Genomic DNA, 24330 nt, shown 5'->3' with positions numbered 1-24330 from the left:
TTAGTAAAACTTTAAAATTGCCTTACCTGATGTCAAAGTTTTGCCAGGTTCCCGCTCGACAGAAAGTTCTAAATCGAGAGTACGCTCGTTCTCATTCTTTTTCTTAACCTTTGCCCGACACGTAAGCACATCCCCGGGAAATACCATCCCTGAAAACCGAACCATCAACTGGCTAACAAATCCATTTTTCCCAACCAATTGACCGCAAAGTTGACCCAAAAATCCCATGCTTAGCATTCCATGTGCAATGACGCCAGGTAAACCGACACGTCTGGCTGTTTCATCATCGGTATGAATCAAATTAAAATCCCCCGATGCTCCGGCGTATTTCACTAATTGAACTTTTTCAATCGCTGGTTTAACGAGAGCTTCCAACTCCTGCCCGGTTTCCGCACGCGTCCAGTCTATCCCATTCATTTACTTTCCTCCTGTCAACGTATAATCAGTGTGCTTTTTGCACGATATACCAAGTTACCGGCCAAATCTTCACCGCGTATTTCCTGTACAAGAAATGTCATCTTGCCAGTGTTTCCTTCTTTTTCTAAAACATCAACAACGGTACTGAAACAGCGCAAGACATCTCCGGCAACAATTGATCTTTCATAAATGTATTCCTGCTGCCCATGTAAAACCCGACTTGGATCAAATTTGACCTTGGGATTTGCCACTCGGATCGTAGTTGGAAATGTCGGAGGAGCCACGATACTTCGATGTCCGCATTCCTTTGCGAATGCCTCATCTTTGTATAGGAGATTATCATCACCGATGGCTTCAGCGAAAGTACGGATGGCTCCTTTCTCAATCTCGAATATTTTCGATTCACTTGTGCTTCCGATGATACTTGGATCTATCAGCAACCCTTTTTCCCCCTTCCAGAACATCCTGGTTCTTTTTGGACTTTAACCGACTTCTTCAATTTTCACAGATTTAGCGAGCGCCCCCGTTGACATAAATAATCTGCCCATTCACATAACTAGCATCTTCACTGGCTAAAAAAGCAATGACGTTGGCAATATCCTCCGGTCTCCCTACTCTTCTAAGCGGATTCCCCTCAGCAACTTTTCTTTGCTGTTCCTCGAATTCTAAGCCCATCCGCTCTGAAGTCGCTTTTGTCATTTCCGTTACAATATATCCGGGAGCAACAGAATTAACGTTAATATTGAAAGGGCCCAGTTCCATCGCCAAGCTTCTTGTAAACCCTTGCAAACCCGCCTTTGCTGTAGAATAGTTGGCTTGTCCGCGGTTTCCTAAGGCTGATGTGCTGCTAATATTGATAATCTTTCCATAGCGTTTTTGAACCATAAATTTCTGTACAGCTTTTGCGCATAAAAAGCTACCCTTTAGATGCACATTCATGACCATGTCCCAGTCTTCTACCGACATTTTAAAAAGAAGATTATCACGAGTCACTCCGGCGTTATTCACCAAAATGTCAATCCCTCCAAAATGAGAAGCAACCTTTTCAACCGCTTCATTGACTTGCTCGTTGTCCGAAATGTCACAACTGATTCCAATTGCTTCTTTACCTGTGGACTGGATAGCTTGAACCGTTTCACGACAAAAATCAGAATTCAGATCAAATAGTGCCACCTTTGCCCCGTCCTGCGCCAATCTTTTGGCTGTTTCAGCACCAATCCCTCGGCCTGCACCAGTGACAATAGCAATCCTATCTCCTAAACGACTCATTAGACGACCTCCCTAGAATATTTCCATATGTCTAAAACAATCCGTGTTTTTCTAATGCATTTCCCATTACCTTTCAAGCATCAGAGCAATTCCTTGACCCCCACCGATACAAGCTGTTACGATCCCACGTTTCACACCTCGGCGCTTCATTTCATATGCCAGCTTCATTACCAGCATCCCTCCAGTGGCGGCAATGGGATGCCCATGAGCAATCGCTCCTCCATTGACATTGACCTTCTCCCAATCCAGATGAAGTTCACGTTCACACGCTAACACTTGGCAAGCAAAGGCTTCATTGATTTCAATCAAATCCACATCCTCTAAAGTCAATCTATTTTTATCCAACAGCTTGTTTATGGCTGGGACTGGACCTATCCCCATAATGTTCGGATCCACACCGGCGAGTGCCCAATCCGCAACCCTTGCAATCGGTTCCAACCCTCTTTTTTCTGCTTCCTTTTCTGACATCAAAAGCAGTGCTGAAGCTCCGTCAACGATACCTGATGCGTTACCCGCAGTCACTGATCCGTCTTTCTTAAATGATGGGCGAAGCTGGGCTAACCCTTCAAAGGTCGTTTCTGGTCTGGGGTGTTCATCTTCAGAGAATAGAGTAGTTTCCCCTTTTTTCCCTGTAATAGGTACAGGAACAATCTGTTCCTTATAAAACCCTTGTTCCACTGCTCGTTTCATGTTTTGCTGGCTTCTTAAGGCAAACGCATCCTGTTCCTCCCTGCTGATGTTATAGCGTTCAGCAAGATTTTCGGCGGTAATCCCCATCGGGGGATCTCCGAGATGTTCCGGTGATAACGGCCTCTTCGATATAAACTTAGGTGGAACCCGATCAAAAGCTTGATTCGGAGGTTCCATTAGATAAGGCGCCCTGGTCAAGCTTTCCGTTCCCCCGGCAACTAGAATTCTCCCACTTCCGGCACTGATAGCATCAGCAGCTAACGCTACACTATTAATCCCTGATCCACATTGCCGGTCAATCGTAATTCCTGGTAACGATATCGGTAATTCAGCCTGTAATAAAGATAATCGTGCGATATTCCCTCCACCCGCATTACAGTTTCCAAATATGACATCATCTACTTCCTCACCGGCAATTTGGGCTCGTTGAAGTACTTCCTTGATAACGAGTCCTCCATAAATAGATGGATGGATATCTTTTAACGCCCCGCGAAATTTTGCAAATGGGGTTCTTGCCACAGAGACGATAACCGCTTTGTTCATCCATTTTTCCCTCCTTAGAATTTTTCTTTGATATAAGATAATAGAAGCAATTTTCCTTTCATTCATCTTTTAATGCAAAAATTATGCCAAAAGTTTAATGAGGATCAAATACAGAGAAATACGGATTTATTCATTAGCCTTAAATTTTAAAGATTCAAAACTAAATCATTCATTTCTTTTTTCACTTGATTCAGTTGAATCATTTCTGAAATGGTCAATTCACTATTGAATTAAACTCTATTAAGAATTATCATTTTATATTTAAAGTTCTTTATCTCTCAAAATTGTGTTAATTTTATAAAAGACTATGAGTAAAATTTTCATCTAAATCACTCGGAAGAATGGTTAATCGAGCGTGCTTCCATTTATGGAGTTAAAGTGTATCCTGCCTTTATCTATTTCATAAAAAATCATTCTGCTGAGGCAATAATTAAACTTGGATTCAGTAATCTTAGTCGTGAGGATATCCAATTAGGTGTGAAGCTTTTAAAAAATGCCTAGACATAAAAAAACACCCCGTTGTCGTTAGTTAAGACTAACGATTGCGGGGTGTCCATTTGATTACGCTTTTGCTTCAATCTTTGAAAACTATGAGAATACTACAACTTTACGTGCGATAGATTCTGTTAAACGAGATGCTACTTTGGGAACAGCCCATTTAATAATTGGTGCTAACACCGCACCCGATAATCCGCCTGCAAGAACTTCCACTCTACAAGTCATTATTGTCTTCCCATTAGCACCTTCTGCAGTAAACTGACCGCTTCCTGTAAAATTATCTGATAAACCTTTTAGTTCAAACTTAATATTTGAAGGCTCATTCCATTCGGTAATATCAACCTGCGCTTGTATTGTTTTTTTAATCCCTTTTACATTACCTTCAAATGTCCAAATTGATTGCCTGTCATTAATAATTTTATGTTCTTTATAGGCTGGTACTGTCGTTGCCCATTTTTCAAGATCACTGACGTATTCCCATACTGCTTGTACATCTACTGGAATTTCTACTGTATGCGTTCCCGTTGCCATTATGATACCCACTTTCACTATGTATGAATTGTAAATTTATATTTCTCCACAAATATAATTATTACATAAAAGACATAAATTTACATCACTAATTATCCTAGCTATTTCGATGCCCTTCTGAAACTCATCTGCCTTATTCCCGATTGCGGAAGACTGTTCTAATTGAAAACCAATTAAATTTGTAAAAGTGAAGTATAACAATTTTTCCCCACAATACATGATAACGGCAGCATTTGTTTTATCAAAAGGGTGATTCTGCGGCAATTATTTTTCTATCCATGATATAATAGTTTGGTAGTTTTTTAGCTTTTTGGAGGTTTCATCATGAAAGTTAACAAAGGAATTTTATTTATACTATTAGGTGCTGGATGTTTTGGGTTTACCCCGATATTTGCCAAATTGGGGTTTAGCTTCGGCTACTCACTTGGCCAAATTAATATCGTTCAAATGATGATTTCCTCATTTTTATTATGGTCTTTTACACTAATTAAACGCTCGAGCTTTAAAGGGCTTAATCGGAAGAATGTTCCTCAAATTATGATAACCGGTTGTTTTATCGGATTAACAAGTATTTTTTATTATGGTGCAATGCAATATCTGCCTGCCTCATTGGCCATCATTTTAATGTTTCAATTCGTTTGGATTGGAATTATGTTAGAATGGATTTTCAGCAAAATAAAACCTGCGCCCGTAACCATATTGTCCATCATATTAATTTTGATCGGGGTCTTTTTTGCATCCAATATAGTAAATGGCAACATACAGGGACTGCCTTTTAAAGGTTTCCTATTTGGTATTCTCTCCGCATTCACTTATGCAGGATTTATTTTTTTCAGCGGAAAGGTCGCTGTAAATGTTGACCCATGGACTCGAACTTCTTTAATGTCAACTGGGTCAACCATCTTAGTTCTTGTCCTATTCATGCGTGACATTCCAACTGTGCTGCCATTGGAGCCAAACTTATTAACGGCTGCCGTTGGTGTTTCGCTATTTGGAGCAGTCCTTCCCCCGCTATTTTTCGCAGTGGGCGCACCATTAGTTTCAGGCGGCATTGCCAATATATTAACATCCATTGAATTACCAATCGCCATCCTATCAGCCAGCCTGATTTTGTCAGAAGCGGTAACGCCGCTTCAGTGGTTAGGCACGGCAATTATACTAGCAGCGATTGCGTTAAATGAACTCGGCAGTAGTCTTTTTAGAATTAGGAAGCATATTAACGGGTAGAGTTTTGGGATGCTTTTATTAAAATGATTTTGTATTAAAGTTTTACTTAAGTGAAAAAAACTAGCATTGGGAGAAAGACCCTAATGCTAGTTTTATACTTAAAAACCTCATTTACTATGGTACGGTTCACCGTGCTGCTTCGATTTTAGTATTGCTTAAGCGCTTCAATCATTAGCTTCCAAAAACCTTCGACATCCAGTTCTAAGCCAAACTTGGCATTAACTTTTCTGCCAGTGACCCCATGCAGGTCAACTAACGTGGTTCCTGCCGTAAATTCTCCTTTTGTTTCAACTGTAATATTTACCTCTTTCAGCTTAAACAATTCTGGAGCAACACAATATGCTACAGTTAACACATCGTGTACTGGGGCGCCATCAAAATCAAACATTTCTTTATAGGTTGATGCAAAAAACACTAATAATTCACCAACAATTTTAGCCACTTTGTTGTCAATTTTATTTACCTGATTGATCACTTCTTTTGTCGCCAGGGCTTGATGAGTAATATCTAGTCCCATAACTACTAAAGGAATGCCGCTATCAAATACTTTCTTTGCCGCTTCCGGGTCAGCCCAAATATTAAATTCAGCAGTTGGAGTCCAGTTGCCAATTGTTCCGCCGCCCATAAGGACAATCTCTTGAATGTTATCCTTTATTTCTGGTGCTTTTGTTAAAGCTAAAGCAATATTTGTTAAAGGTCCAGTTGGAAGAAGCGTAATAGGCTCATTTGATTCTTTTACAAGTCGAATAATGGTATCAGAACCGTGTTCCGCACTCCAGCTGCGGGATGGTTCCGGCAGCTCCGGACCATCCAAACCTGATTCTCCATGAATACCAGGTGCTGTTTCACGTAAGCGGATCAATGGCTCACTAGCACCTTTTGAAACTACCACTTCTTTTAATGAAACTAAGTCGCAAATCTTTAATGCATTCATCGTCGTTTTTTCAATTTCTGCATTTCCAGAAACCGTTGTTATTGCTAGAATTTCCAAATCCCGGCGTGCAGCAGCTAAAATAATGGCAATGGCGTCATCATGTCCTGGATCACAATCCATAATAATCTTTCTAGCAGTCATCATTTCCCACTCCTCTATTAAACTACATTACGATCCCTATAATTGTCCCTGAAATAACAGAAGCAAGTGTTGCACCTAACAAAAGCTTTAAAGCTACTTTTGAAACATAACCACCTTGTTTTTCACTGATGGATTTAATTGAACCTGAAACAATACCAACTGTACCAAAGTTCGCAAAACTAACTAAATAAACGGATACAATGGCAATTGTTTTATCAGAAAGATGATTTGCGACATCGCCAAAACTTAACATGGCAACAAATTCATTCGTAACAAGTTTTGTCGCCATAATACCACCAGCCCTTACAGCTTCTGCCCATGGAATACCCATTAAGAAAGCGATTGGCGCAAAAATATAACCGATAACTGTTTGGAAAGAAACATGGAATACACCTAAAAAAATGACATTAATCAATTCCATTAAGGAAATAAATCCTAATAGCATAGCAGCAACGATGATCGCAATTTTAAAACCATCCATTACGCTATCGCCAATCATTTGGAAGAAAGGAACTCTTTCATTCTTCTCAATCTGTATTAAATCCTCATTTTCGTCTAAATCATATGGATTAATAATATTAGCAACGATAAGTGCACTAAAAATATTCAATACAACAGCTGTTACAACAAATTTGGGCTCTAACATTTTCATATAAGATCCAACCATCGCCATACTGACGGCACTCATTGCTGAAGTACAGATGGTATATAATCTATTAGGAGATAAAAGCGGAATTTGTTTGATAATCGTTAAGAACACTTCTGGTTGTCCAAGTGCGGCTGTAGAAACAGCAAAATAACTTTCCAGTTTACCCATTCCTGTAATCTTACTTAATATTAGGCCTATATATTTGATTATGAATGGCAATACTTTTATATAATTTAAGATTCCTATTAACACAGACATAAAAACAAGAGGCATTAACACACCAAGGAAAAATGAAAATTCACCTTTATTCAACATTCCGCCAAATACAAATTGAATTCCTGAATCAGCTAGCTTCATTAATTTTTCAAAAAATACACCAACCTCTGTAATAGCAATTAAACCAAGACTAGTATTCATCATGAAGTAAACTAAAATAATTTGCACAGCAAGCATGATTAGAATACGTTTATATTTAATTTGTTTTCTATTATTACTAACTAAAACACCTATACCAAAAACAAATAAAACGCCTGTTATTAAGAAAATAAAATTCATATGCAGCCTCTCCCTTTATTTGGTGGCGCTTTCAAATATCTGAAAAAAACAACTTCTATAAAGTATGGTTGAATTGAAAATATCTACATAGTACCCTTTATAGAAGTTGAATTTGTCTTATCGCGAATCCAGTTTAGTATTATTTTGTTTTATTATTGAAGCTAACTGCCAGCTGGGTTCCTACTTTAGCATTGTGTTTTACTAATTCAATGTTGGCTTCAAGGCTTTTACCGCCAGTTAATTCTTTAATTTTTCCTAATAGGAATGGTGTACTGTCCTTACCAATAATGTGATTTTCCTCTGCTTCCTTGATTGCTTGGTCAATAATTCCATTAATATATTCTTCATCCATTGCGTGCTCTTCAGGAATCGGATTAGCGATTACTGCTCCACCCTTAAGGTTTAATTCCCATTTCGTTTTTAATGTTTCAGCAATTGTATCGATGGAATAAGTAGAGGTATTTAATTTATGTTCACTTTTTCTTGTATAAAATGCTGGCAAGACCTCAGTTTCATATCCAATCACAGGAACTCCTTTTGTTTCAAGGTATTCTAGTGTAAGAGCTAAATCTAGGATCGATTTTGCACCTGCACAAACTACTGCTACATCCGTTTGCGCCAATTCCTCTAGGTCAGCTGAAATATCCATTGTTGTTTCAGCGCCTTTATGAACGCCGCCAATACCACCGGTTACAAAGATTTTGATGTCTGCTAAATCAGCACAAATCATTGTGGATGCAACAGTCGTAGCCCCAAGTTTTTTCGTTGCAATAATGTGGGCCAAGTCACGTCTTGATACTTTTGCCACATCCGAACTTTTACCAAATAACTCTAATTCTTCATCTGTTAATCCAATTTTAATTTTTCCATCAATGATGGCTATTGTTGCTGGAACAGCACCGTTGTCACGAACAATTTGTTCTACTTCACGAGCCATTTGTACATTTTGCGGATAAGGCATCCCATGAGAGATAATTGTAGATTCTAATGCAACGATTGCTTTTCCTTCAGCTTTTGCTTGTTGGACCTCTGCAGATAACTCGATATATTGTTTCATTTTATAAATTCCTCCATATCAATCATAAATTGTTTTTGTGATAGTTCTTGTCTAACTGTATACTTTGACATAATGGTCTTATGCGCATTAACCAAACCAGATTTAATAATATAATCTATGTCTTTCTTTTGCAGCCAGGAATAAATAACACCTGAACAGAATGAATCTCCCGCACCTGTCACATCAGCAACCATTGGTGTTTCGATAGCTGGAAAATGTTGAATCTCGCCATTTTCAACACCTGACATTACACCTTTGGATCCATTCGTCACAATCACATTTTTTACTCCTAACTCTAACCATTTCTTAACCGAATTCTCCCAATCTTTCCTATCATTTATTTTCATATTCATAAAAGTTTCGGTTTCATCTTTATTTACGATAAGCCAGGTCACTGCACTCAAAGTTTTTGGAAGCCTGGTCATTTTCGGAGACGATACAGGGATAATGACTAATGGAATACTATATTTAGATGTAAAAGAACAAATATAATCAATCGTTTCACTTGGACAATTCAAATCTACTACTATACATTTAGCTCTTTTAAGTAAATTGCTTTTTTTTATCATTAATTCCGGAGTAATATTTTCATAAACATCCATATCTGCTAATGCCAGTGATAAATCTCCATTTTTATCCAAAACTGCTGTATAGGATCCTGTTGATGAATTCTCAAATTGTGTAACATGCTCTAAATTCATAAAAGGTGAAGATAAATTGTAAATCTCTTCCCAAGCGGAATCCTGACCGCTTGCTGAAATTAAAACAACTTCCTCGCCAAGTCTTCCTAAGTTTTCAGCAATATTTCTTGCAACCCCACCAACTGAGCTGGAAGAGATTACTGGATTTGAAGTTTCATTGGTTATTTCATATTTCGCATAATATTTTCTATCTACATTAGCTCCCCCTATGCAAATAATAGGGTTCGTTTCATTTAAGACATAAGCCTTGCCCATAACATACTCTTTCTTAATTAGTTCAGAAATAATATTGGCAATTGACGATTTTGAAATCCCTACAATTTCTGACAGCTCTTGTTGGGAAATAAATGGATTTTCCTTAATCTTGCTTAAGATTAATTCTTCATTTTCATTCATACCATTTGTCATGTATACACCTCACTTTCAACAAACGTTTGTTTATTAAATAAACGTTTGTTTAATTAATTTCAGTATACGCTTTCATATCGTATTGTCAATAGATATTAATAAAAAATATTCTTTTAATTAGTATTCTCAATTAATAGCAATCTATTTAGATACCGAAAATGCGCATAGCGAATGTTAAAAGACAGAGAACTGAGTAAGCCTCAACTAATGTGTTTTTTAATTTCACGAAACATATAAGATTTATTTTTTATTTTTTGTTTTGCTGCTCTATTTTTTCTCATCAATAAATTACCAGTTAATATTGTTGGTAGACTTATACCTAGGAGGATGATAACGATCCCAGCAATTTGTATCGTTGTAACAGTTTCACTTAGTAATATAACCGACACCATCACCGCAATCGGCAATTCAATAGCACTTAAAATGGATGTCATGCCTAATCCAACTTTAGGAACAGCAATAGTGAATAAAAACACAGGAATAATCATGCCAAATAACCCTAATGCCAAACCATACAACCAAAGTCCTTCGTTAAACAAAGTACCATTCCAAATAATTTCTGGAGATTGAAATAAAGCAGACATCATAAACGCAAAGAAAGAAACAAACACTAAACGGCCAGAGGTGTTCATACTTGCAGCTGCTCGACCATTTACGAATAAAAATAGTGAATAACAAAGGGCTGCCGCTAACCCCCATATCCACCCTTGTAGAGGTATTTTAGTTATATCAACGTCAATCAACCCAGCTGCTGGAATGGTTCCCAAAACCAAGAATAGTAAAGAAATGAATTCAATCCGAGTAGGAAGCTGGCGCTTTGATATACAGGAAATCAACATACCGATCCATGTAAATTGAAATAGAAGAACAACTGCCAAAGAGGCTGGTAAATAGTTCAAAGAATGACCATATACAATATTTGTAAACCCCGTTAAAACACCTGCAAAAATCAGCATTTTAACACCTTTAAAGCTTATTTTTGCTCTGTTTGTCAGGAAAAAAATACCGACAGCGATGCAAAAACCGATAAAAAATTGACTTGTAACAGCTTCCGAGGCTGAAAAACCCCTGCCCATTGCCAGTTTTATAATGGTTGAAACTACACCATAACTGCTCGCTGCTATAATCACCAAGAGAGGGTACAGATATTTCTTCATATTCTAGTTCCTCCAATTTATTTTTTTCTAAGGTAAAAAATCATAACCTGGAACATAAAACAAAGATTGACTTTTTTGCAATTTATATTTTGCGTTATAATGGATTGACTATATTATTTAGACAATCTATAAGATAACTTTTCAAAATTATAGTATATAATTAAACATATATCAAACATTTGTTTATATGGAAAACTTTTGTTCAAAAGAAATGGGGTTGTTTCATGGATAAAGAGAATCAAATTTTACATTACATAAAAATGAATCCTTTCATTTCGCAGCAAGAATTATCAAATAAAGTCGGACTTTCTCGTCCTGCGGTTGCTAATTATATTGCTAACTTGACGAAGCGCGGTCAAATTAAAGGGCGAGGCTATATTCTCCGAGAAAAGTCGGCCATCGTTTGTATAGGAGGAGCAAACGCAGACCGAAAAGCTCGAACAAACCAAAAAGTGGTCCTATATTCTTCCAATCCAGTAAATATTACTGAAGCCTGCGGGGGTGTAGCACGCAACTTTGCAGAAAACTTAAGCCAGTTAGGGCTTAGCACTTCTCTTATGACATGTGTCGGAGATGATAAAGAAGGACAATGGATATTGAAGGAAACGAAAAGCCAAGGCGTGGATGTCAGCCAAGTATGGGTTTTACCAACAGAAAGGACAGGAACCTTTACGACCTTGCTGGATATTACTGGTGAAAGCATTGTCTCAATGGCCGACATGAATATATACGAAAAATTAACCATTTCCATGTTCGAGGAAAAATGGTCCTATATTACTACTGCAACTGCTGTTTTTTTAGACACCAATATTCCTGAGGAATGTATCAGTTATATTATTAAACGCTGCAGCGATGAAAAAATCCCTATTTACATTGATCCTGTATCCTCAGTCAAGGCAGGAAAACTTCCTATTCGTCTTGACGGTGTAGAGCTGCTAGTTCCTAATCGGAAAGAAGCAGAGATACTTGCTGACACAGTAATCGACTCTATCCAGGATTGTCAATCAGCCTGTGAAAAAATTAGACAGCGGGGCGTTCAAAACGTTATTATTACGCTTGGGGATCAGGGGGCTTATTATTTTTCTTCTGAAGAATCAGGACATCTGCCACCATTCAAAACGGATGTTGTTGATGTCACAGGATCTGGTGAGGCTTTTGCTTCATGTGCGATATATGGAATCATGAACGGAGAATCACTGGTTAGTGCTTGTAAGCTAGGACTTGCTGGTGCCGCACTTACCCTTCAGACTGAGAAATCTATATCATCTTTTTTAAAACCTGAAAAACTTCATGAAATAGTAAAGGAATTTTCATGACAGATGCCTCTGCACCATGCGAAATGTATCAGAAATCGTCTGAACTTTATTATTAGCAACAAAAAAGCTAGCTCTGAGTAATATAACTCGGCTAGCTTTTATTATTGTTTATAATATCTTGAAGTTTGATTAAATTATTTCCTATCAAAAGATACTAATCATTTAATCCCTTTCCATCGAGAATTTGCTGCATGTATTTTTCAACCCTTGACACTCGCGTTTTGGATTGTTTAGGTTGAGAAAAATAAAGTATGTATGCTCTTTGCCGTCCCGGTGTCAACGCTTCAAAAGCAGTTTTCAAGGCAGGGTTCACATCTAATTTATGTTTAAATTCATCAGGAATTATGTATTCTGTATGCTTTTTAAAATTCACTTCCAAACCGGCTTTTTCCACTTCAATGGCTTCATGAATATAGGCCTTCAAGATGGTTTCCATTTCAGAAATTTCTTGAACAGTGGTGAACCGAATTTGGCGGGCCGCCTGTACATTCTCCGTTTGCTGGATTAGAATCCCGTGGGTATCCTTTAACAAGGCACCTTTTTGAAACAGAAGCGCACAATATTCTTTAAAACCATGAATTATAACGATGTTTTTATTCTCAAACGTGTAACAAGGATGCATCCATTTAAATTCTTCGGTTAGTTCCTCACAATCAAGAACGATATCTCTCAGTTTCTCAAATTCTTCTTTCCACTTTTTAGCTTTACCTAAAAATCCATCAACCTTAGGATTCAGTCTACCAGTTGTCATCAAAGACACCCCTCTTCAATTTTTTTGTTAAAGCTGCCGGTTAAGGATAATCATTCTCAAATTCTCCAATTGATTTATAATAAGATATTAATTGATGCCGCGTCCAGGAGACTAACGGAAATTAGTGCCTGACACCTTGTGTTCGTCCCATTTTAGCGTGGATCTGCAAGGATTCCTTTGTCATATAACTTTTCTTTTACCATATACCCCATATTACTCACTTCTTCCAACTAGAGGATATAAAGGGTATCTCTATTGATGTTTACATTCTTCTAACGCATAATATCTACGTTCCTCAAGGCTTTTAATTGATAATTGAATCATATAGGATGAACTGTAATGCAGCTTCTTTTTAAAGATATTTAGAAAAACTATTCAATACGGCACAGTTTTTCAATAAAGTCCCATTCAATCTCCCCGTCTAGTTCATAACTTAATTTCTCCATAAGAAGAAATTCCTGCTGCTCAATTCCAGCATCATAACCTGCTTTGGAAAAATACATATTTTTAAAATTAGCAAACCAATAGTACTCGCTATATAGTATATCTTCGTATGTAAATGAAGAGTTAGTGACAATATCTAGGGCATATTGTTGTAAAAACAAACAATATTTTAATATTGCTGATAAGCCTTCATCTTCTATAATGATTGAGTTAGATTCATCTAATTTTGAACGCATTATTTCAATTAATTTTTCAATTTCTTGCTGGTTGATAATATGCATAGCAGAATCTCCTTCCCATACTACAAGTTCAAATGATTAATGTTTTTGCCAACCTCTTTCAATATCAGATAACTCGGTCCATTCGGGCTGCAACCCATATTGATTCATAAAATCATCGAATCTCTTACAGTTTTCTTCATTAATTTCTTCGCCATCTAGCCAAATCGTGTCGCATTCATCGCAAATATAAATAATGCGACCTAGCGCTTTGATTTCAGCTTTACAAATAACTCCTTGGCCGTCGCAAAAAGGACAAAATATCATCTTAATACCTCTTTATTTTCGGTTATCCAGATTTCAATGATCTTTTTTAACTCAGTGGTTTCAATCATACATGATTCCTGCATTCCGTCTGTAATAAAGTTATTCGTTACTTTGGTAAAATCACTACTAATCATCAAGGCGCAAACATTCCCGCCGATGCATTCTCCGTTGCTTTCTCCACTTAATACCTTGTTAATGAAATCAATGAATATTGGCTCTCTGAAGGATTCCATGTCATAAATTAAAAGTTCAACTGCCGAAATCTCATCAGGTAATTTAATTCTTTTATATCCACTATTGGGAACTTCTACAACAGAATATTTATATTTCAATTCGTCTTTCATTCCTTTCAAGATTGATCAGTGATTTTTATATATACTAACTATAAAATCGATTTAAGAAATCCCGCCGATCCTTCATTAACAGATAAATAATCTGAGAACTGCATTCCAAATGCTTTTCGAAGTACTCATAATTTATCATTGATTTATTTTGCATGAAATCAATAATTGTAGAATCATAGCCGAATTCATAAACCTCTAATTCACTCTTTCCAAATTTTCAACTACATTCTTGACATAATCATGCCTTAAAATAAGCATATCCTTTCGTATGGTTGATTGCTTTAAGATAAAACTCCGTAAGTCTTTCCAATGGCTGCTATTGGCTTCCACCTATATTAATAGGAAAGACAATCTCTTATCAGATCTATGATTTTGTCACAACAGTCCATTATTTCGTTTGCAACTTTATCACTGTAATAATCACTGGAAGACAACATTGCTGGGTAAACATCAATGAACAAGTCTACTGCTTTTTTATGAATCTTCTCCTGTCCTTTCCATTCAGCGGCCAAGTCGGCTAGAACTTTGTAAACTTGATTTGCCTTTTCTTTATCCAGTCCATCTCCCATGCGGAGGGATTTTAATAACCCATCATCATTAAGTAAAAGCCCTTCAAGCAGCTCTAAGTTATTTTTCATTGCATCAATTCACCCTATTTATTTATTTTTATAGCATGGAGGGATGAATCCTTGTATTTTCGCGAAATTACATTTTTCAAACCGTTCGGTTAACTAGAAGCTTTCTACTTGCACGTATTTACCTTTCTTTATCATGTTCGCGTAACTAGCAGCTACCTTCAGTAATTTGTGTTCTTGCTGCTATCCAAAATTCCAACATACATATCTAATAAACCTTTTTTGAAATCAAAATCTCTTGGATATAACGCTAATTCCCAAAAATTCACAAAAACTTCAAATTTCTATCATTATTCGACATGAAGTAAGCGCTATAATATCCATATCACATCCACGATTCCCCACTTTATAACTTCTCTTTTTTTTCCAAAATAAATTCGAAAGTGAGTTGGTTTATTTTTATGTCAAACAGAATGAAAATCAAAGATATTCGCAGGAAAAATGGTCCGGAAATAAGTATACGAATGCACCATTTTGCCAATCCCCAGGAACGCCAGCAAATGTTGATGGATTTGGCCATTAGCTCTGAGTTTGAAATGAGATATCGCGGTCTCCTTGAATATTATGGAAAGGACTTTATTGCCTATAAGAAAGAAAAACCTTCTGACAAGATCCGCAATGAATTTCTCCGTGTGATTTCAAAATATATGACCCACTATCTAGAAGATGATTGTCCACCCTCTTGGAAACAATGTCAGCAGCCATTTTGGGAAGATCTTATTTATTCCTTCTATCCAGATCACATCAAAATTTCACCAGAAGAAAAAGACGTTGATACCTTCCTCTACGAATTAAAAAAATTTGTCCGCTGGCTTGATAAGCGTGTTGGAACCTCTTGGTATAAGGCTGTTGAGCAATACACGCTGGAAGCTTTCCCTGACCTGAAAATCTGCGAACGTATCATCAATAGACTTACATTAAACGACTTTCCCCGAATTCATCATAAAGACTGGAATCTTGAACAAGATTTAGATAGATTCGAGGAAAATTTTAACCAATGTACGGAAAGAGCAGATGGCATATTTAAAGTAACCACCATAATTGGGAATACCGTTGTTGTCAGTGAAATGAATTCTAATTGTACTTATTACATTAAAGGTCTGCCCACTGAATTAATTATGCCAGGCATTAAAATGAACGGTACAATTGGCAAAAAAAGCGGTGAGGTAGCATGGGGCTGGTATCTTACAACTAGTATTTACCCGCCTAGAGGAAGAAAACTAGATTATCCATTCTCCATAATGCATGAGGCGCTAACGACTCTTGATGGAGTTCATTTTTCAAAAAAATAGTTTCCTTCAAAAAGAGTAGGATTTTTTAAACCTTAATACCTTTGGTTTTGTAAAAACTAATCTTTCAATCGAAAGGAATGAATGTTTTTCATGAATCCAGCAGAAATACAAATATGTGTATTTCTGCTTTTTTTACATGACAATGTTTATCGAGAAATCACTTTTTTAAAAAGCGCCCTAAATTGCTCCCGGTCTTCCTGTGTAAAAGGCTTTGGTCCCTTGGTCCGCTTGCCGCTTTTCCGGGCCATTGCACTTAAATAACGTGTTTGTAATAATTGGTCAATGTTTTCATTAGTATAGGTAAATCCTTTATGATGAAGCACTATACATCCTTTTGCCAAACCTAGTGATGCCAGGCCATAATCCTGCGTCACAATCACATCTCCCGATTCCGCTAACTTCATGATTCGGTAATCCGCAGCATCTGCCCCGGAATCCACGTAAATTGTCTCCACTCCTGCAGGCTGCTCCGCACTTGAAAAATGAGAAAAACTTGTTACCAAAGTGACAGGGATATCCGCACGTAAAGCTTCAGAAATAATAATGTCTTTTACCGGGCAAGCATCTGCATCAACATAAATTTTCATCTTTTTCTCCTAAAAGTTAAGTTCAAGATTAACACAAATCGATAAGGTTTTTTATTTTCGTCAAAACAGGGCCTTTTCCTCGCTCAAGAAAGCTCCTTCTTTAAAAACCGTGTTGATATTACTATACCCGATAATCCAAATAAATCCAATTCTCTGCTTTCATAAGCGAAAACCACTTTCCTATAATAGGAAAATAATATATTAGTAAAATTATCTTGCAATTCTTCGTTTATTCTAATAAAATAAACTCTATCAAAATACTTTATCTTGCTAAACAAATAAAGAACTAAAGACATATGAGGGGGATACAGCCTTGAAAAAAGTCATTTCACTACTATTGATGGCTGCACTTGTTATACTGGCTACCGCATGCGGCACGCAGCCTAAATTACCGGATACATCTAAAAATACAAAGACCGCCAATGCTGCCGGCGGCAATACCTTAGCCCAAATTAAAGAAAAAGGTGAAATTACCATTGGCTTAGATGATACACTCCCGCCGATGGAGTATCGGAATGATAAAAATGAGTTAGTTGGATTTGATATCGATTTTGCCGCTGCCATCTCGAAGGAGCTTGGCGTTAAAGTAAAATTTGTTCCGTCCGCGTGGGATGGTATCATTCCAGGCTTAGATGCGAAACGATTTGACATTATTCTATCTTCCATGAATGTAACAGATGAACGAAAGAAAAAAGTTGATTTTGTTGAATATTTTGGTGTTGGACAAATTTTAGCGGTAAAAACCGGTAATCCTTTAAAAATCCAAACAATCGATGACTTAAAAGGAAAAGTGGTTGGCGTCCAATTAGGTTCCACAGGTGAAACTGCTGCGAATTCTATCAATGGAGTTAAAGAAATAAAAAAATATGATTTAACTACTGATGTATTTAATGATATGGGACTTGGACGTGTAGAGGCCGCTGTTGTAGGAGAAATGATTGGTCGATATTATATGACCACCAAGCCTGGACAGTTTGAAGTAGTTGGTAAGGCATTCAACGTACAGCCAATGGGTATTGCTGTTAGAAAAGGCGATACGGAACTTCGTGATGCCATTGAAAAAGCTGTAAGAACGGTTGAAGACAATGGAACATTAAGCAAGATTAGTAAAAAATGGTTTGGATCGGATATTACGAAACAATAAAAATGACGGATAAAGCGGACTCCCGTTTTATCCGTTTTATTTTCGGGAAGGAGCGATAGCAATGAGCGAGTTTTTATCATTTGCGACCACATATTTACCCTATCTATTACAAGGTGCACTAGTTACAATAGAAATTGCTGTTATTGGAATCATTTTTGGAAGTATTTTGGGTTTATTAGTCGGACTTGGACGAATTTCTAAGAATCCTCTACTATCCCAGATTAGCCGGTTTTATATTTGGGTTATTCGCGGCACCCCCCTATTGCTGCAATTATTTGTGATTCACTTTGCCATTCCGTCTGTATTCAGCGCCCTTACGCTGCCGCCGTTCGTTTCAGCCTGCATTGCCCTTTCGATCAATGCAGCTGCCTATATTGCGGAAATTGCCAGAGGTGCCATTCAATCCATTGATAAAGGACAAATGGAAGCGGCCAGATCACTTGGGTTAAGCTCAAGCCAAGCCATGAGACGTGTTATTATCCCTCAGGCTTTCCGCCGAATGCTGCCGCCTTTAGGGAACGAATTTATTGCTTTAATTAAAGAATCTTCTCTAGTTTCGACGATTGCCTTATATGATTTGCTTCGCACAGGCCAGCAAATCATCAGCAGCACGTACCGTTACATGGAGGTCTTTCTATTAGTCGGCTTAATCTACTTACTATTAACGACTATCATGTCCTTTATTGTCGGGAAAATTGAGAGAAAAGTAGGTGCGTATGAATGATTACTTGCAAAGATGTAGTGAAGACATTCGGGAAATTGGAAGTATTAAAAGGCATCGATTTGGACGTTGCTCCTGGTGAAGTTGTCGTTATCATCGGACCAAGCGGCTCGGGGAAAAGTACGTTTCTTCGCTGCATGAATCACCTAGAAGCAGCAGATAGCGGAACAATCACAATTAATGGTAAACTAGTAGAGACAAAGGAATCTTCATTAAATAAACTGCGCCAGGATATCGGCATGGTGTTTCAGCAATTCAATTTATTTCCTCATATGACGGTGATGGAAAATATTATCGAAGCACCCGTTTTACTGAAAAAAATGACGAAAGATCAAGCAAAGAAAAAAGGCTTAGAGCTGCTAAAAAAAGTGGGACTTGAAGAAAAAGCAAATGAATATCCTAACCGCCTTTCCGGGGGACAAAAGCAGCGTGTGGCGATCGCCAGAGCTTTAGCGATGGAACCAAAAATTATGCTGTTTGATGAACCGACATCTGCCCTTGATCCCGAATTAGTAGGTGAAGTACTCACTGTTATGAAACAATTGGCTAAAGAAGGAATGACCATGGTCGTCGTAACACACGAAATGGGGTTTGCCAAGGAAGTTGCCGATCGCGTCATTTTTATGGATGGAGGCTATATTATTGAACAAGGGTCTCCAAAAATGATTTTTGAAACACCACAGCATGAAAGAACGAAGGAATTTTTAGGACATTTAAAATAGGAGACGAGTCATAATGAATGAAGTGTTAAATCAAGAACTTTCTGCCATCCTAGATGAAAAAATAGAGCGCCTATTCCCGCGGTTAGTGGAAATTCGCAGAGAGCTTCATATGTTTCCTGAGATTAGCAATATGGAATTTGAAACGACCAAACGCATAAATGGATGGTTAAAAGAATTTGGCATCACTCAAATCCCAACCACCTTAAAAACAGGAACGGCAGCTGAAATTGCCGGAAAAGAACAAGGACCAACGATTGCTTTGCGCGCTGATATTGATGCACTGCCAATTCAAGAAGCATCTAATCTCCCTTTCCGTTCTAAAATCGATGGGGTCAGTCATATGTGCGGTCACGATGTCCACACAACGATTGCCTTAGGCGCTGGGATTATCCTGCAAGAGCTGCGTGACATCCTGCCAGGGAATGTCCGGGTTTTATTCCAGCCTGCAGAAGAAACCGAAGGCGGTGCCGTTTCCGTTATTGAACAGGGATTATTAGAAGGGGTAAAATCGATCATCGGTCTGCATAACTCACCTGATATTCCAACGGGAACAATGGGGATAAAAGAAGGATTCTTTATGGCTAGTGTGGATGATTTTACGCTTACGATTAAAGGAAAAGGCGGACATGCTGCATTACCAGAAAGAACAATCGATCCTATTATGATCGGCAGTGCAGTTGTCAGCCAGCTGCAAACGATCGTCAGCCGTACCGTTCCAGCTAAAGAATCTGCTGTTGTCAGCATTGGTGCCTTTCAAGCAGGGGCTACCAATAATGTCATCCCTGATACAGCCATTTTGAAAGGGACTGTTCGGACCTCTAATGAAGAAGTAAGGCAGAACATCTATGAAGCGTTTAAAAAAATCGTCACTAATACAGTAACAGCACACGGCGGAGAGGTTGAAATTGATTACAAATTTTTACTCCCGGCGGTCGTGAATGATGCAAAAGTGACAGAAATTGTTCGCTCCGTTGCCGAATCAATTATCGGTGAAGAAAACACGCTTCTCACTGATTCAACCATGGGCGGCGAGGATTTCTCCTACTATCAAAAAGAAGTACCTGGCTGCTATGTATGGCTTGGTTCAAGAAATGAAGAAAAAGGTATCATCCATGGCTTACACCACCCAGAATTTATGGTCGACGAAGAAGCCATCAAAATCGGTGTAAAATGGATGATTCAATCTGCTTTTCAATTATTGCAGTAACAAGGAGTCTGACATCCTTGTCCGAGAACACTGAAAACGACTATGTTAAAAAAAGAAGCTAACTCCTCTACCTAAAGGTTAGCTTCTTTTGTTACTATCCTTATCTATCATTAAACAATCTTTTTATCATCTGTTGATAAAGTCGTTTCTTTAACAGGCTCATCTTCCTCAGATAGAACCCCTTTAGCCGAATGCTTAAATTCCTTCAATGTTTGGCCGACAGCACGTCCAAGTTCTGGGAGTTTCTTAGGTCCAAAAATGATCAGCGCAAGAACTAAAACGATAATTAGACCGGGAATTCCAATGTTTGAAAGCATCTTTTTTCGCTCCTTTCTAGTTAAAACTTTTCAGCTTTTTACAGGGTGTACACTCTTCATCCTGGTCGCGCAAAGTTTTAAAGGTTTGATTACACGACTGACAAACCTTCTCATAAATGGGATGATTGATTTCTTCCAAGCTTACAATCTGATCTTTCAGCGTAATTGCCTTTTCAGGGCAAATATCGGCACAAAGGCCGCAAGCTGAACAACCTTGCAAGGATAGTGAAAAATTTCCTTCTTGAATAGCAAAACACTTAGTAGCACATAATCTTTCGCAAACAGTACATAACGTACATTTTTCAATATCCACTGAAAGTTCGGTAAACTGATAACCCGTATAATACTTCTGCAGTTCAAACACATTATGATTAAAACGCCACTTTGACGGAGTAACCTGTTTCATGATCGACTTGCTTTCATTTTTCCATAGGGAGAAAAGCGCTCTTCTTGAATAATATTCTTCTTGCCCGATAGACTTAATTGATAGGGTAAAGGGACGTTCATCAAGTTCCCTCAGCATGGTGTTTGCTTCTTCAATTGGCTTCTTCCACAATTGCATGCTAGCTTCATCTTTCCCGATTATGGAGGTAATCCCTTTTTTATAATAAATAAGCAATTCCTTGGACGTTGGGATATGCTGCCCCGAAATCACGAGTTGATTTTGGCTGATTTCCCTCTCCGGAAGGATCCCGGCAATGGCGTGAACAGGGCAGGCAACGATACACTTTCCGCATTGCACACAATTGCTTTGATTTAATACAGGCTGTCCATTTACGAAAGAAATCGCATTTTCCTCACAAGCGGTTAGACATTTTTCACAAGTTGAATAATGGCTCTGATGACGGGTACAGGAAGATTCTATCTCGAATTCATAGTCTAAGCTTTCTACCCACTTGCTAAATAAGCCCATCAAAGCCACCTCTTTTTACTGCTATATTTTTTTAAAATTCGCTTTCACTTCATCCAACTTGCTCATTGCTGGCCATAAACTCTTCTAACAGTTCCCGGTCCCAAAGGAGAATTCCCCATGCAAGCTCAATTAATCCTCCATAAAAACCTGTACTCCCATGGAGCTTTACCTGTTCACAAAACTCGTTAATCCAAGAAAGTAAGTGTTCATCTATTAAAAAAAGCTGCTCTTTTACTAGTGAAACTTGTTTGCTCTCCTCAAGTCCGATTAATTGACTACTTAATACGGAAAGCAGCATGAGCTCTATACCGATATGGTCCTCGGGCTGTTTATTTTTTCTTTTACTCTCTAAGCCATTTTGGTACAGCGTTTCTTTCATTGCAAACGCCGTCCTGCCAAAGAAAAGTCGTTCTCCATTCCGATAGAATGATTCACAAGGAGGTGCTTTAGGATGACCAGGCCCAAGAAAAAGGCTTGTATATTCTACCATTACATTTTCAATTGCTTTTTCTTCAGAAAGCTCTTCTAAGCTCGCCGAACATAATATCAACTGTTCTAATCCCGATTTTATCTGATCATTAGCCGCATCCAGCGGAAAGTTTCTCCAGAACTTTTGCGTGAACACTGTATTATCCCCCTGTATAGGGTCTAGCAAACTATTAGCCAAAAAGCCATATAATGATGCTCTGAGATTCCATATCTCGCTCCATGAATTGGTCATAACGATTCCCCCTATCATTACACTGCTGTTGGACTCTCAAAGGATTGGTTTTGATTGGTGCGTTTTGTTTCTTGTGCCTTCTCTATAAGAATCTTTCGAGAAAGTACAATAAATAACAGGGTACCAAAGGCAATCATTCCTACTACAATCATTAATTCGATAAGAGTTGGCGCATATTGACCATGCAGCAGCCAAAAATGCGGAACAACATTCGGATTTTCACCTGGAAGATATTTACCAAGCGTAATGCCGGGAGCCCCTTCCACATGCGGGTAAATAAACGACGTAAACAATAACCATACCCGTTTAAAAAAGACTCCTATGACAATTAACACAGATGAAAAGATGATGAGGCCTGTTTTCTCTCTATTTTTTCTAAATAGGAGAATCGCAAGCGGTATAACAAATCCTAAAATTACCTCTCCCCAGAAGAATGGCGCCATCGATCCTTTCAGCATCTCATCTAGGACAAGCATGACAGATTCTTCTTGCGGATAAAGCATCGTTAATATTTCTGAGAAGACAAAGTATGCATCAACTGCTACACACGTTACCAAGAGACCAGCTAAACTCGTAATGAGCTTTTTATCGACTGTAAAAAGTTTATATTTGATCAAAAGGACAAGAACAATGATTAACAGCGCAAGTCCTGAGTCTAAAGCAGACGCTACGAACAGAGGAGCCATTAGGGCACTATGCCATCCTTCACGAGCGATTTGCAATCCAAAAATCCAAGCTGTAACAGAGTGAACGAGAATTGCCACTGGCAGTGCAATACTTGACATGACTTTTAGCTTCTTTTGATCCGAGCTTGGCCGGGTCATTAAATAAAGGTAGGTGACATTTATAGTTAGATAAAGCGTAATGACACAAACATCCCACATTAATGGCGACTTAAACTGGGAGTGCAGTATGAGATTTAAGACGCGTTCAGGACTCCCTATATCTACCATGATAAAAATTCCGGCCACCATGATACATACGGTGGATAGAATCGTGGCAGGCTTAGCCACTACTTTAAAAGCAGGAATATTAAACACGGTTGCCGAAGAAGAAACAATCAAGCCGCCTGCCGATAAACCAACAAAGAACATAAACATCGTAATATATAAACCCCAGGAAACGGCGTTATTCATCCCCGTTACACCCAGCCCATTGACGAGCTGATAGCCTAAAGCCCCAAATCCCATTAGGGAAAGTAAGCCTAAAGCTCCCATCCAGCAATAGATGTTTGCCTTATTTTTCATCGATCAGTTCCCTCCATTCATGACAAGCCCAAATAATAGACTTGCGGCTTCGTCCCTTTTTCTTTCAATAATGTTTCGCCATTTTTCTCGCGAATTAAACGGGATACTTCACTGTTCGGGTCATCCAAATCTCCAAACGTTCTGGCTTCTGCCGGACAGCAAACGACACACATTGGATCTAATCCTTCATCCGTTCTCTCTTTACACATCGAGCATTTTTCAACAACCCCAACCTTACGGACAGGCACCTTGCTGTCTCCATAGTTAAAGCCTGGATGGCGTACGGCCTCCGTCCAATTGAAAACACGTACATTATATGGGCAGGCTGCCATACAATACCGGCAGCCGATACAGCGGTCATAGTCAATTAATACTCTTCCATCCTCTGCTTTGTAAGTGGCACCAACTGGGCAAACCTTTACACATGGAGCATTTTCACAATGCTGACAGGAGACTGGGATATACTTCTTCTTAACATGCGGATAAATCCCGCTGACACCATCCATCTCTTCTGAACCTTCCGTAAGGACCCGGTTCCACAGCATTCCCATTGGCACATTATTTTGCATTTTACATGCATTCGCGCAGGTTTGGCAGCCTACGCAGCGATTTAAGTCGATAACCATTCCTAGCTTTGTCATACCACC

At 38.4% G+C, this 24330-nt stretch carries 28 protein-coding genes; 7 read left to right on the top strand and 21 right to left on the bottom strand.

Annotation, left to right across the window (positions count from 1 at the left end):
• The 5 genes from IE222_RS17310 to IE222_RS17290 all read right to left on the bottom strand — a co-directional run bounded on the left by IE222_RS17310 (window position 1) and on the right by IE222_RS17290 (window position 3948).
• Window positions 1–417 (bottom strand): MaoC/PaaZ C-terminal domain-containing protein, encoded by a 417-nt coding sequence (locus tag IE222_RS17310; protein ID WP_191274934.1) that lies wholly within the window; start codon window positions 415–417, stop codon window positions 1–3.
• Window positions 418–431: 14 nt separating this feature from the next.
• Entirely contained in the window at window positions 432–857 is a 426-nt protein-coding gene (locus IE222_RS17305) for an FAS1-like dehydratase domain-containing protein (RefSeq protein WP_191274933.1), read from the bottom strand.
• A 70-nt stretch (window positions 858–927) separates the two neighbouring features.
• Complete coding sequence (locus IE222_RS17300; protein WP_191274932.1) at window positions 928–1686, bottom strand: beta-ketoacyl-ACP reductase; 759 nt, start codon at window positions 1684–1686, stop codon at window positions 928–930.
• Between the two features lie 66 nt (window positions 1687–1752).
• Window positions 1753–2919 carry a thiolase family protein gene (locus IE222_RS17295; protein ID WP_191274931.1) on the bottom strand — a complete coding sequence of 389 codons (1167 nt, stop codon included), beginning with the start codon at window positions 2917–2919 and terminating at the stop codon, window positions 1753–1755.
• A gap of 588 nt (window positions 2920–3507) precedes the next feature.
• Window positions 3508–3948: an SRPBCC family protein gene (locus IE222_RS17290; protein WP_191274930.1), complete on the bottom strand. Its 441-nt coding sequence runs from the start codon at window positions 3946–3948 to the stop codon at window positions 3508–3510.
• 324 nt (window positions 3949–4272) lie between these two features.
• On the opposite strand from IE222_RS17290, the gene IE222_RS17285 reads away from it, so the two are divergent.
• Window positions 4273–5175, top strand: a complete 903-nt coding sequence (locus IE222_RS17285; RefSeq protein WP_191274929.1) for an EamA family transporter — start codon at window positions 4273–4275, stop codon at window positions 5173–5175.
• 145 nt (window positions 5176–5320) lie between these two features.
• On the opposite strand, the gene IE222_RS17280 is transcribed toward IE222_RS17285, so the two are convergent.
• The 5 genes from IE222_RS17280 to IE222_RS17260 all read right to left on the bottom strand — a co-directional run bounded on the left by IE222_RS17280 (window position 5321) and on the right by IE222_RS17260 (window position 10777).
• On the bottom strand, window positions 5321–6250 hold the full coding sequence (locus IE222_RS17280; RefSeq protein WP_191274928.1) for a nucleoside hydrolase: 930 nt from the start codon (window positions 6248–6250) through the stop codon (window positions 5321–5323).
• Window positions 6251–6272: 22 nt separating this feature from the next.
• Window positions 6273–7454, bottom strand: coding sequence for a NupC/NupG family nucleoside CNT transporter (locus IE222_RS17275; RefSeq protein WP_191274927.1), 1182 nt, complete (start codon window positions 7452–7454; stop codon window positions 6273–6275).
• Window positions 7455–7593: 139 nt separating this feature from the next.
• Window positions 7594–8511, bottom strand: coding sequence for a pseudouridine-5'-phosphate glycosidase (locus tag IE222_RS17270; protein ID WP_191274925.1), 918 nt, complete (start codon window positions 8509–8511; stop codon window positions 7594–7596).
• A complete protein-coding gene (locus IE222_RS17265; protein ID WP_191274958.1) occupies window positions 8508–9608 on the bottom strand; it encodes a carbohydrate kinase in 1101 nt (366 codons plus the stop codon). Before IE222_RS17265 ends, IE222_RS17270 begins: the two co-directional genes overlap by 4 nt.
• Window positions 9609–9820: 212 nt before the next feature.
• Entirely contained in the window at window positions 9821–10777 is a 957-nt protein-coding gene (locus IE222_RS17260; RefSeq protein WP_191274923.1) for an EamA family transporter, read from the bottom strand.
• Window positions 10778–11001: 224 nt separating this feature from the next.
• On the opposite strand from IE222_RS17260, the gene IE222_RS17255 reads away from it, so the two are divergent.
• A complete protein-coding gene (locus IE222_RS17255) occupies window positions 11002–12093 on the top strand; it encodes a carbohydrate kinase (RefSeq protein WP_191274921.1) in 1092 nt (363 codons plus the stop codon).
• Between the two features lie 154 nt (window positions 12094–12247).
• Here IE222_RS17255 and IE222_RS17250 read toward each other — a convergent pair whose 3' ends face one another.
• The 5 genes from IE222_RS17250 to IE222_RS17230 all read right to left on the bottom strand — a co-directional run bounded on the left by IE222_RS17250 (window position 12248) and on the right by IE222_RS17230 (window position 14815).
• The gene (locus IE222_RS17250; RefSeq protein WP_191274919.1) at window positions 12248–12844 is read right to left on the bottom strand and encodes a YdeI/OmpD-associated family protein; all 597 of its coding nucleotides are present in this window, start codon (window positions 12842–12844) and stop codon (window positions 12248–12250) included.
• A gap of 371 nt (window positions 12845–13215) precedes the next feature.
• Window positions 13216–13569, bottom strand: a complete 354-nt coding sequence (locus IE222_RS17245; protein ID WP_191274917.1) for a hypothetical protein — start codon at window positions 13567–13569, stop codon at window positions 13216–13218.
• Between the two features lie 36 nt (window positions 13570–13605).
• Window positions 13606–13833 (bottom strand): hypothetical protein, encoded by a 228-nt coding sequence (locus IE222_RS17240; protein WP_191274915.1) that lies wholly within the window; start codon window positions 13831–13833, stop codon window positions 13606–13608.
• Window positions 13830–14165 carry a hypothetical protein gene (locus tag IE222_RS17235; protein WP_223282768.1) on the bottom strand — a complete coding sequence of 112 codons (336 nt, stop codon included), beginning with the start codon at window positions 14163–14165 and terminating at the stop codon, window positions 13830–13832. The genes IE222_RS17240 and IE222_RS17235 overlap by 4 nt, the downstream gene beginning before the upstream one ends.
• A 347-nt stretch (window positions 14166–14512) precedes the next feature.
• Window positions 14513–14815: a hypothetical protein gene (locus IE222_RS17230; protein ID WP_191274911.1), complete on the bottom strand. Its 303-nt coding sequence runs from the start codon at window positions 14813–14815 to the stop codon at window positions 14513–14515.
• A 398-nt stretch (window positions 14816–15213) separates the two neighbouring features.
• On the opposite strand from IE222_RS17230, the gene IE222_RS17225 reads away from it, so the two are divergent.
• Entirely contained in the window at window positions 15214–16104 is an 891-nt protein-coding gene (locus IE222_RS17225; protein WP_223282767.1) for a hypothetical protein, read from the top strand.
• Window positions 16105–16250: 146 nt separating this feature from the next.
• Here IE222_RS17225 and IE222_RS17220 read toward each other — a convergent pair whose 3' ends face one another.
• The gene (locus IE222_RS17220; RefSeq protein WP_191274907.1) at window positions 16251–16691 is read right to left on the bottom strand and encodes a YaiI/YqxD family protein; all 441 of its coding nucleotides are present in this window, start codon (window positions 16689–16691) and stop codon (window positions 16251–16253) included.
• A 313-nt stretch (window positions 16692–17004) separates the two neighbouring features.
• On the opposite strand from IE222_RS17220, the gene IE222_RS17215 reads away from it, so the two are divergent.
• From IE222_RS17215 to IE222_RS17200, 4 genes are all read left to right on the top strand, one after another.
• Window positions 17005–17835 (top strand): transporter substrate-binding domain-containing protein, encoded by an 831-nt coding sequence (locus IE222_RS17215; protein ID WP_191274905.1) that lies wholly within the window; start codon window positions 17005–17007, stop codon window positions 17833–17835.
• Window positions 17836–17896: 61 nt separating this feature from the next.
• A complete protein-coding gene (locus IE222_RS17210) occupies window positions 17897–18559 on the top strand; it encodes an amino acid ABC transporter permease (protein WP_191274904.1) in 663 nt (220 codons plus the stop codon).
• A complete protein-coding gene (locus IE222_RS17205) occupies window positions 18556–19278 on the top strand; it encodes an amino acid ABC transporter ATP-binding protein (protein ID WP_191274902.1) in 723 nt (240 codons plus the stop codon). The genes IE222_RS17210 and IE222_RS17205 overlap by 4 nt, the downstream gene beginning before the upstream one ends.
• Window positions 19279–19291: 13 nt before the next feature.
• On the top strand, window positions 19292–20485 hold the full coding sequence (locus IE222_RS17200) for a M20 metallopeptidase family protein (protein ID WP_191274900.1): 1194 nt from the start codon (window positions 19292–19294) through the stop codon (window positions 20483–20485).
• A gap of 110 nt (window positions 20486–20595) precedes the next feature.
• Here the strand turns inward: IE222_RS17200 and IE222_RS17195 are convergent, their stop codons facing one another.
• The 5 genes from IE222_RS17195 to dsrO are packed head-to-tail and all read right to left on the bottom strand — an operon-like array spanning window position 20596 to window position 24324.
• Complete coding sequence (locus tag IE222_RS17195; protein WP_191274898.1) at window positions 20596–20802, bottom strand: twin-arginine translocase TatA/TatE family subunit; 207 nt, start codon at window positions 20800–20802, stop codon at window positions 20596–20598.
• A gap of 16 nt (window positions 20803–20818) precedes the next feature.
• Entirely contained in the window at window positions 20819–21715 is an 897-nt protein-coding gene (locus tag IE222_RS17190) for a 4Fe-4S dicluster domain-containing protein (protein ID WP_191274896.1), read from the bottom strand.
• A 49-nt stretch (window positions 21716–21764) separates the two neighbouring features.
• Entirely contained in the window at window positions 21765–22436 is a 672-nt protein-coding gene (locus IE222_RS17185) for a TorD/DmsD family molecular chaperone (RefSeq protein WP_191274894.1), read from the bottom strand.
• 17 nt (window positions 22437–22453) lie between these two features.
• On the bottom strand, window positions 22454–23683 hold the full coding sequence (nrfD, locus tag IE222_RS17180; protein WP_223282766.1) for an NrfD/PsrC family molybdoenzyme membrane anchor subunit: 1230 nt from the start codon (window positions 23681–23683) through the stop codon (window positions 22454–22456).
• Window positions 23684–23700: 17 nt separating this feature from the next.
• Entirely contained in the window at window positions 23701–24324 is a 624-nt protein-coding gene (gene dsrO / locus IE222_RS17175; protein ID WP_191274892.1) for a sulfate reduction electron transfer complex DsrMKJOP subunit DsrO, read from the bottom strand.
• Window positions 24325–24330: the final 6 nt, after the last annotated feature.

Origin of the sequence: Neobacillus kokaensis, from assembly GCF_014656545.1 — a bacterium.
GTDB classification, from domain to species: domain Bacteria; phylum Bacillota; class Bacilli; order Bacillales; family Cytobacillaceae; genus Neobacillus; species Neobacillus kokaensis.
Note: the sequence above shows the minus strand (reverse complement) of the source record. Positions and strands in the feature narration are given on the sequence as shown.

Coding starts and splice junctions, on each gene's coding strand:
- IE222_RS17310 (WP_191274934.1), bottom strand. CDS start 417: ATGAATGGGATAGACTGGACGCGTGCGGAAACCGGGCAGGAGTTGGAA.
- IE222_RS17300 (WP_191274932.1), bottom strand. CDS start 1,686: ATGAGTCGTTTAGGAGATAGGATTGCTATTGTCACTGGTGCAGGCCGA.
- IE222_RS17295 (WP_191274931.1), bottom strand. CDS start 2,919: ATGAACAAAGCGGTTATCGTCTCTGTGGCAAGAACCCCATTTGCAAAA.
- IE222_RS17290 (WP_191274930.1), bottom strand. CDS start 3,948: ATGGCAACGGGAACGCATACAGTAGAAATTCCAGTAGATGTACAAGCA.
- IE222_RS17285 (WP_191274929.1), top strand. CDS start 4,273: ATGAAAGTTAACAAAGGAATTTTATTTATACTATTAGGTGCTGGATGT.
- IE222_RS17280 (WP_191274928.1), bottom strand. CDS start 6,250: ATGACTGCTAGAAAGATTATTATGGATTGTGATCCAGGACATGATGAC.
- IE222_RS17275 (WP_191274927.1), bottom strand. CDS start 7,454: ATGAATTTTATTTTCTTAATAACAGGCGTTTTATTTGTTTTTGGTATA.
- IE222_RS17270 (WP_191274925.1), bottom strand. CDS start 8,511: ATGAAACAATATATCGAGTTATCTGCAGAGGTCCAACAAGCAAAAGCT.
- IE222_RS17265 (WP_191274958.1), bottom strand. CDS start 9,608: ATGAATGAAAATGAAGAATTAATCTTAAGCAAGATTAAGGAAAATCCA.
- IE222_RS17260 (WP_191274923.1), bottom strand. CDS start 10,777: ATGAAGAAATATCTGTACCCTCTCTTGGTGATTATAGCAGCGAGCAGT.
- IE222_RS17255 (WP_191274921.1), top strand. CDS start 11,002: ATGGATAAAGAGAATCAAATTTTACATTACATAAAAATGAATCCTTTC.
- IE222_RS17250 (WP_191274919.1), bottom strand. CDS start 12,844: ATGACAACTGGTAGACTGAATCCTAAGGTTGATGGATTTTTAGGTAAA.
- IE222_RS17245 (WP_191274917.1), bottom strand. CDS start 13,569: ATGCATATTATCAACCAGCAAGAAATTGAAAAATTAATTGAAATAATG.
- IE222_RS17240 (WP_191274915.1), bottom strand. CDS start 13,833: ATGATATTTTGTCCTTTTTGCGACGGCCAAGGAGTTATTTGTAAAGCT.
- IE222_RS17230 (WP_191274911.1), bottom strand. CDS start 14,815: ATGAAAAATAACTTAGAGCTGCTTGAAGGGCTTTTACTTAATGATGAT.
- IE222_RS17225 (WP_223282767.1), top strand. CDS start 15,214: ATGTCAAACAGAATGAAAATCAAAGATATTCGCAGGAAAAATGGTCCG.
- IE222_RS17220 (WP_191274907.1), bottom strand. CDS start 16,691: ATGAAAATTTATGTTGATGCAGATGCTTGCCCGGTAAAAGACATTATT.
- IE222_RS17210 (WP_191274904.1), top strand. CDS start 17,897: ATGAGCGAGTTTTTATCATTTGCGACCACATATTTACCCTATCTATTA.
- IE222_RS17205 (WP_191274902.1), top strand. CDS start 18,556: ATGATTACTTGCAAAGATGTAGTGAAGACATTCGGGAAATTGGAAGTA.
- IE222_RS17200 (WP_191274900.1), top strand. CDS start 19,292: ATGAATGAAGTGTTAAATCAAGAACTTTCTGCCATCCTAGATGAAAAA.
- IE222_RS17195 (WP_191274898.1), bottom strand. CDS start 20,802: ATGCTTTCAAACATTGGAATTCCCGGTCTAATTATCGTTTTAGTTCTT.
- IE222_RS17190 (WP_191274896.1), bottom strand. CDS start 21,715: ATGGGCTTATTTAGCAAGTGGGTAGAAAGCTTAGACTATGAATTCGAG.
- IE222_RS17185 (WP_191274894.1), bottom strand. CDS start 22,436: ATGACCAATTCATGGAGCGAGATATGGAATCTCAGAGCATCATTATAT.
- nrfD (WP_223282766.1), bottom strand. CDS start 23,683: ATGAAAAATAAGGCAAACATCTATTGCTGGATGGGAGCTTTAGGCTTA.
- dsrO (WP_191274892.1), bottom strand. CDS start 24,324: ATGACAAAGCTAGGAATGGTTATCGACTTAAATCGCTGCGTAGGCTGC.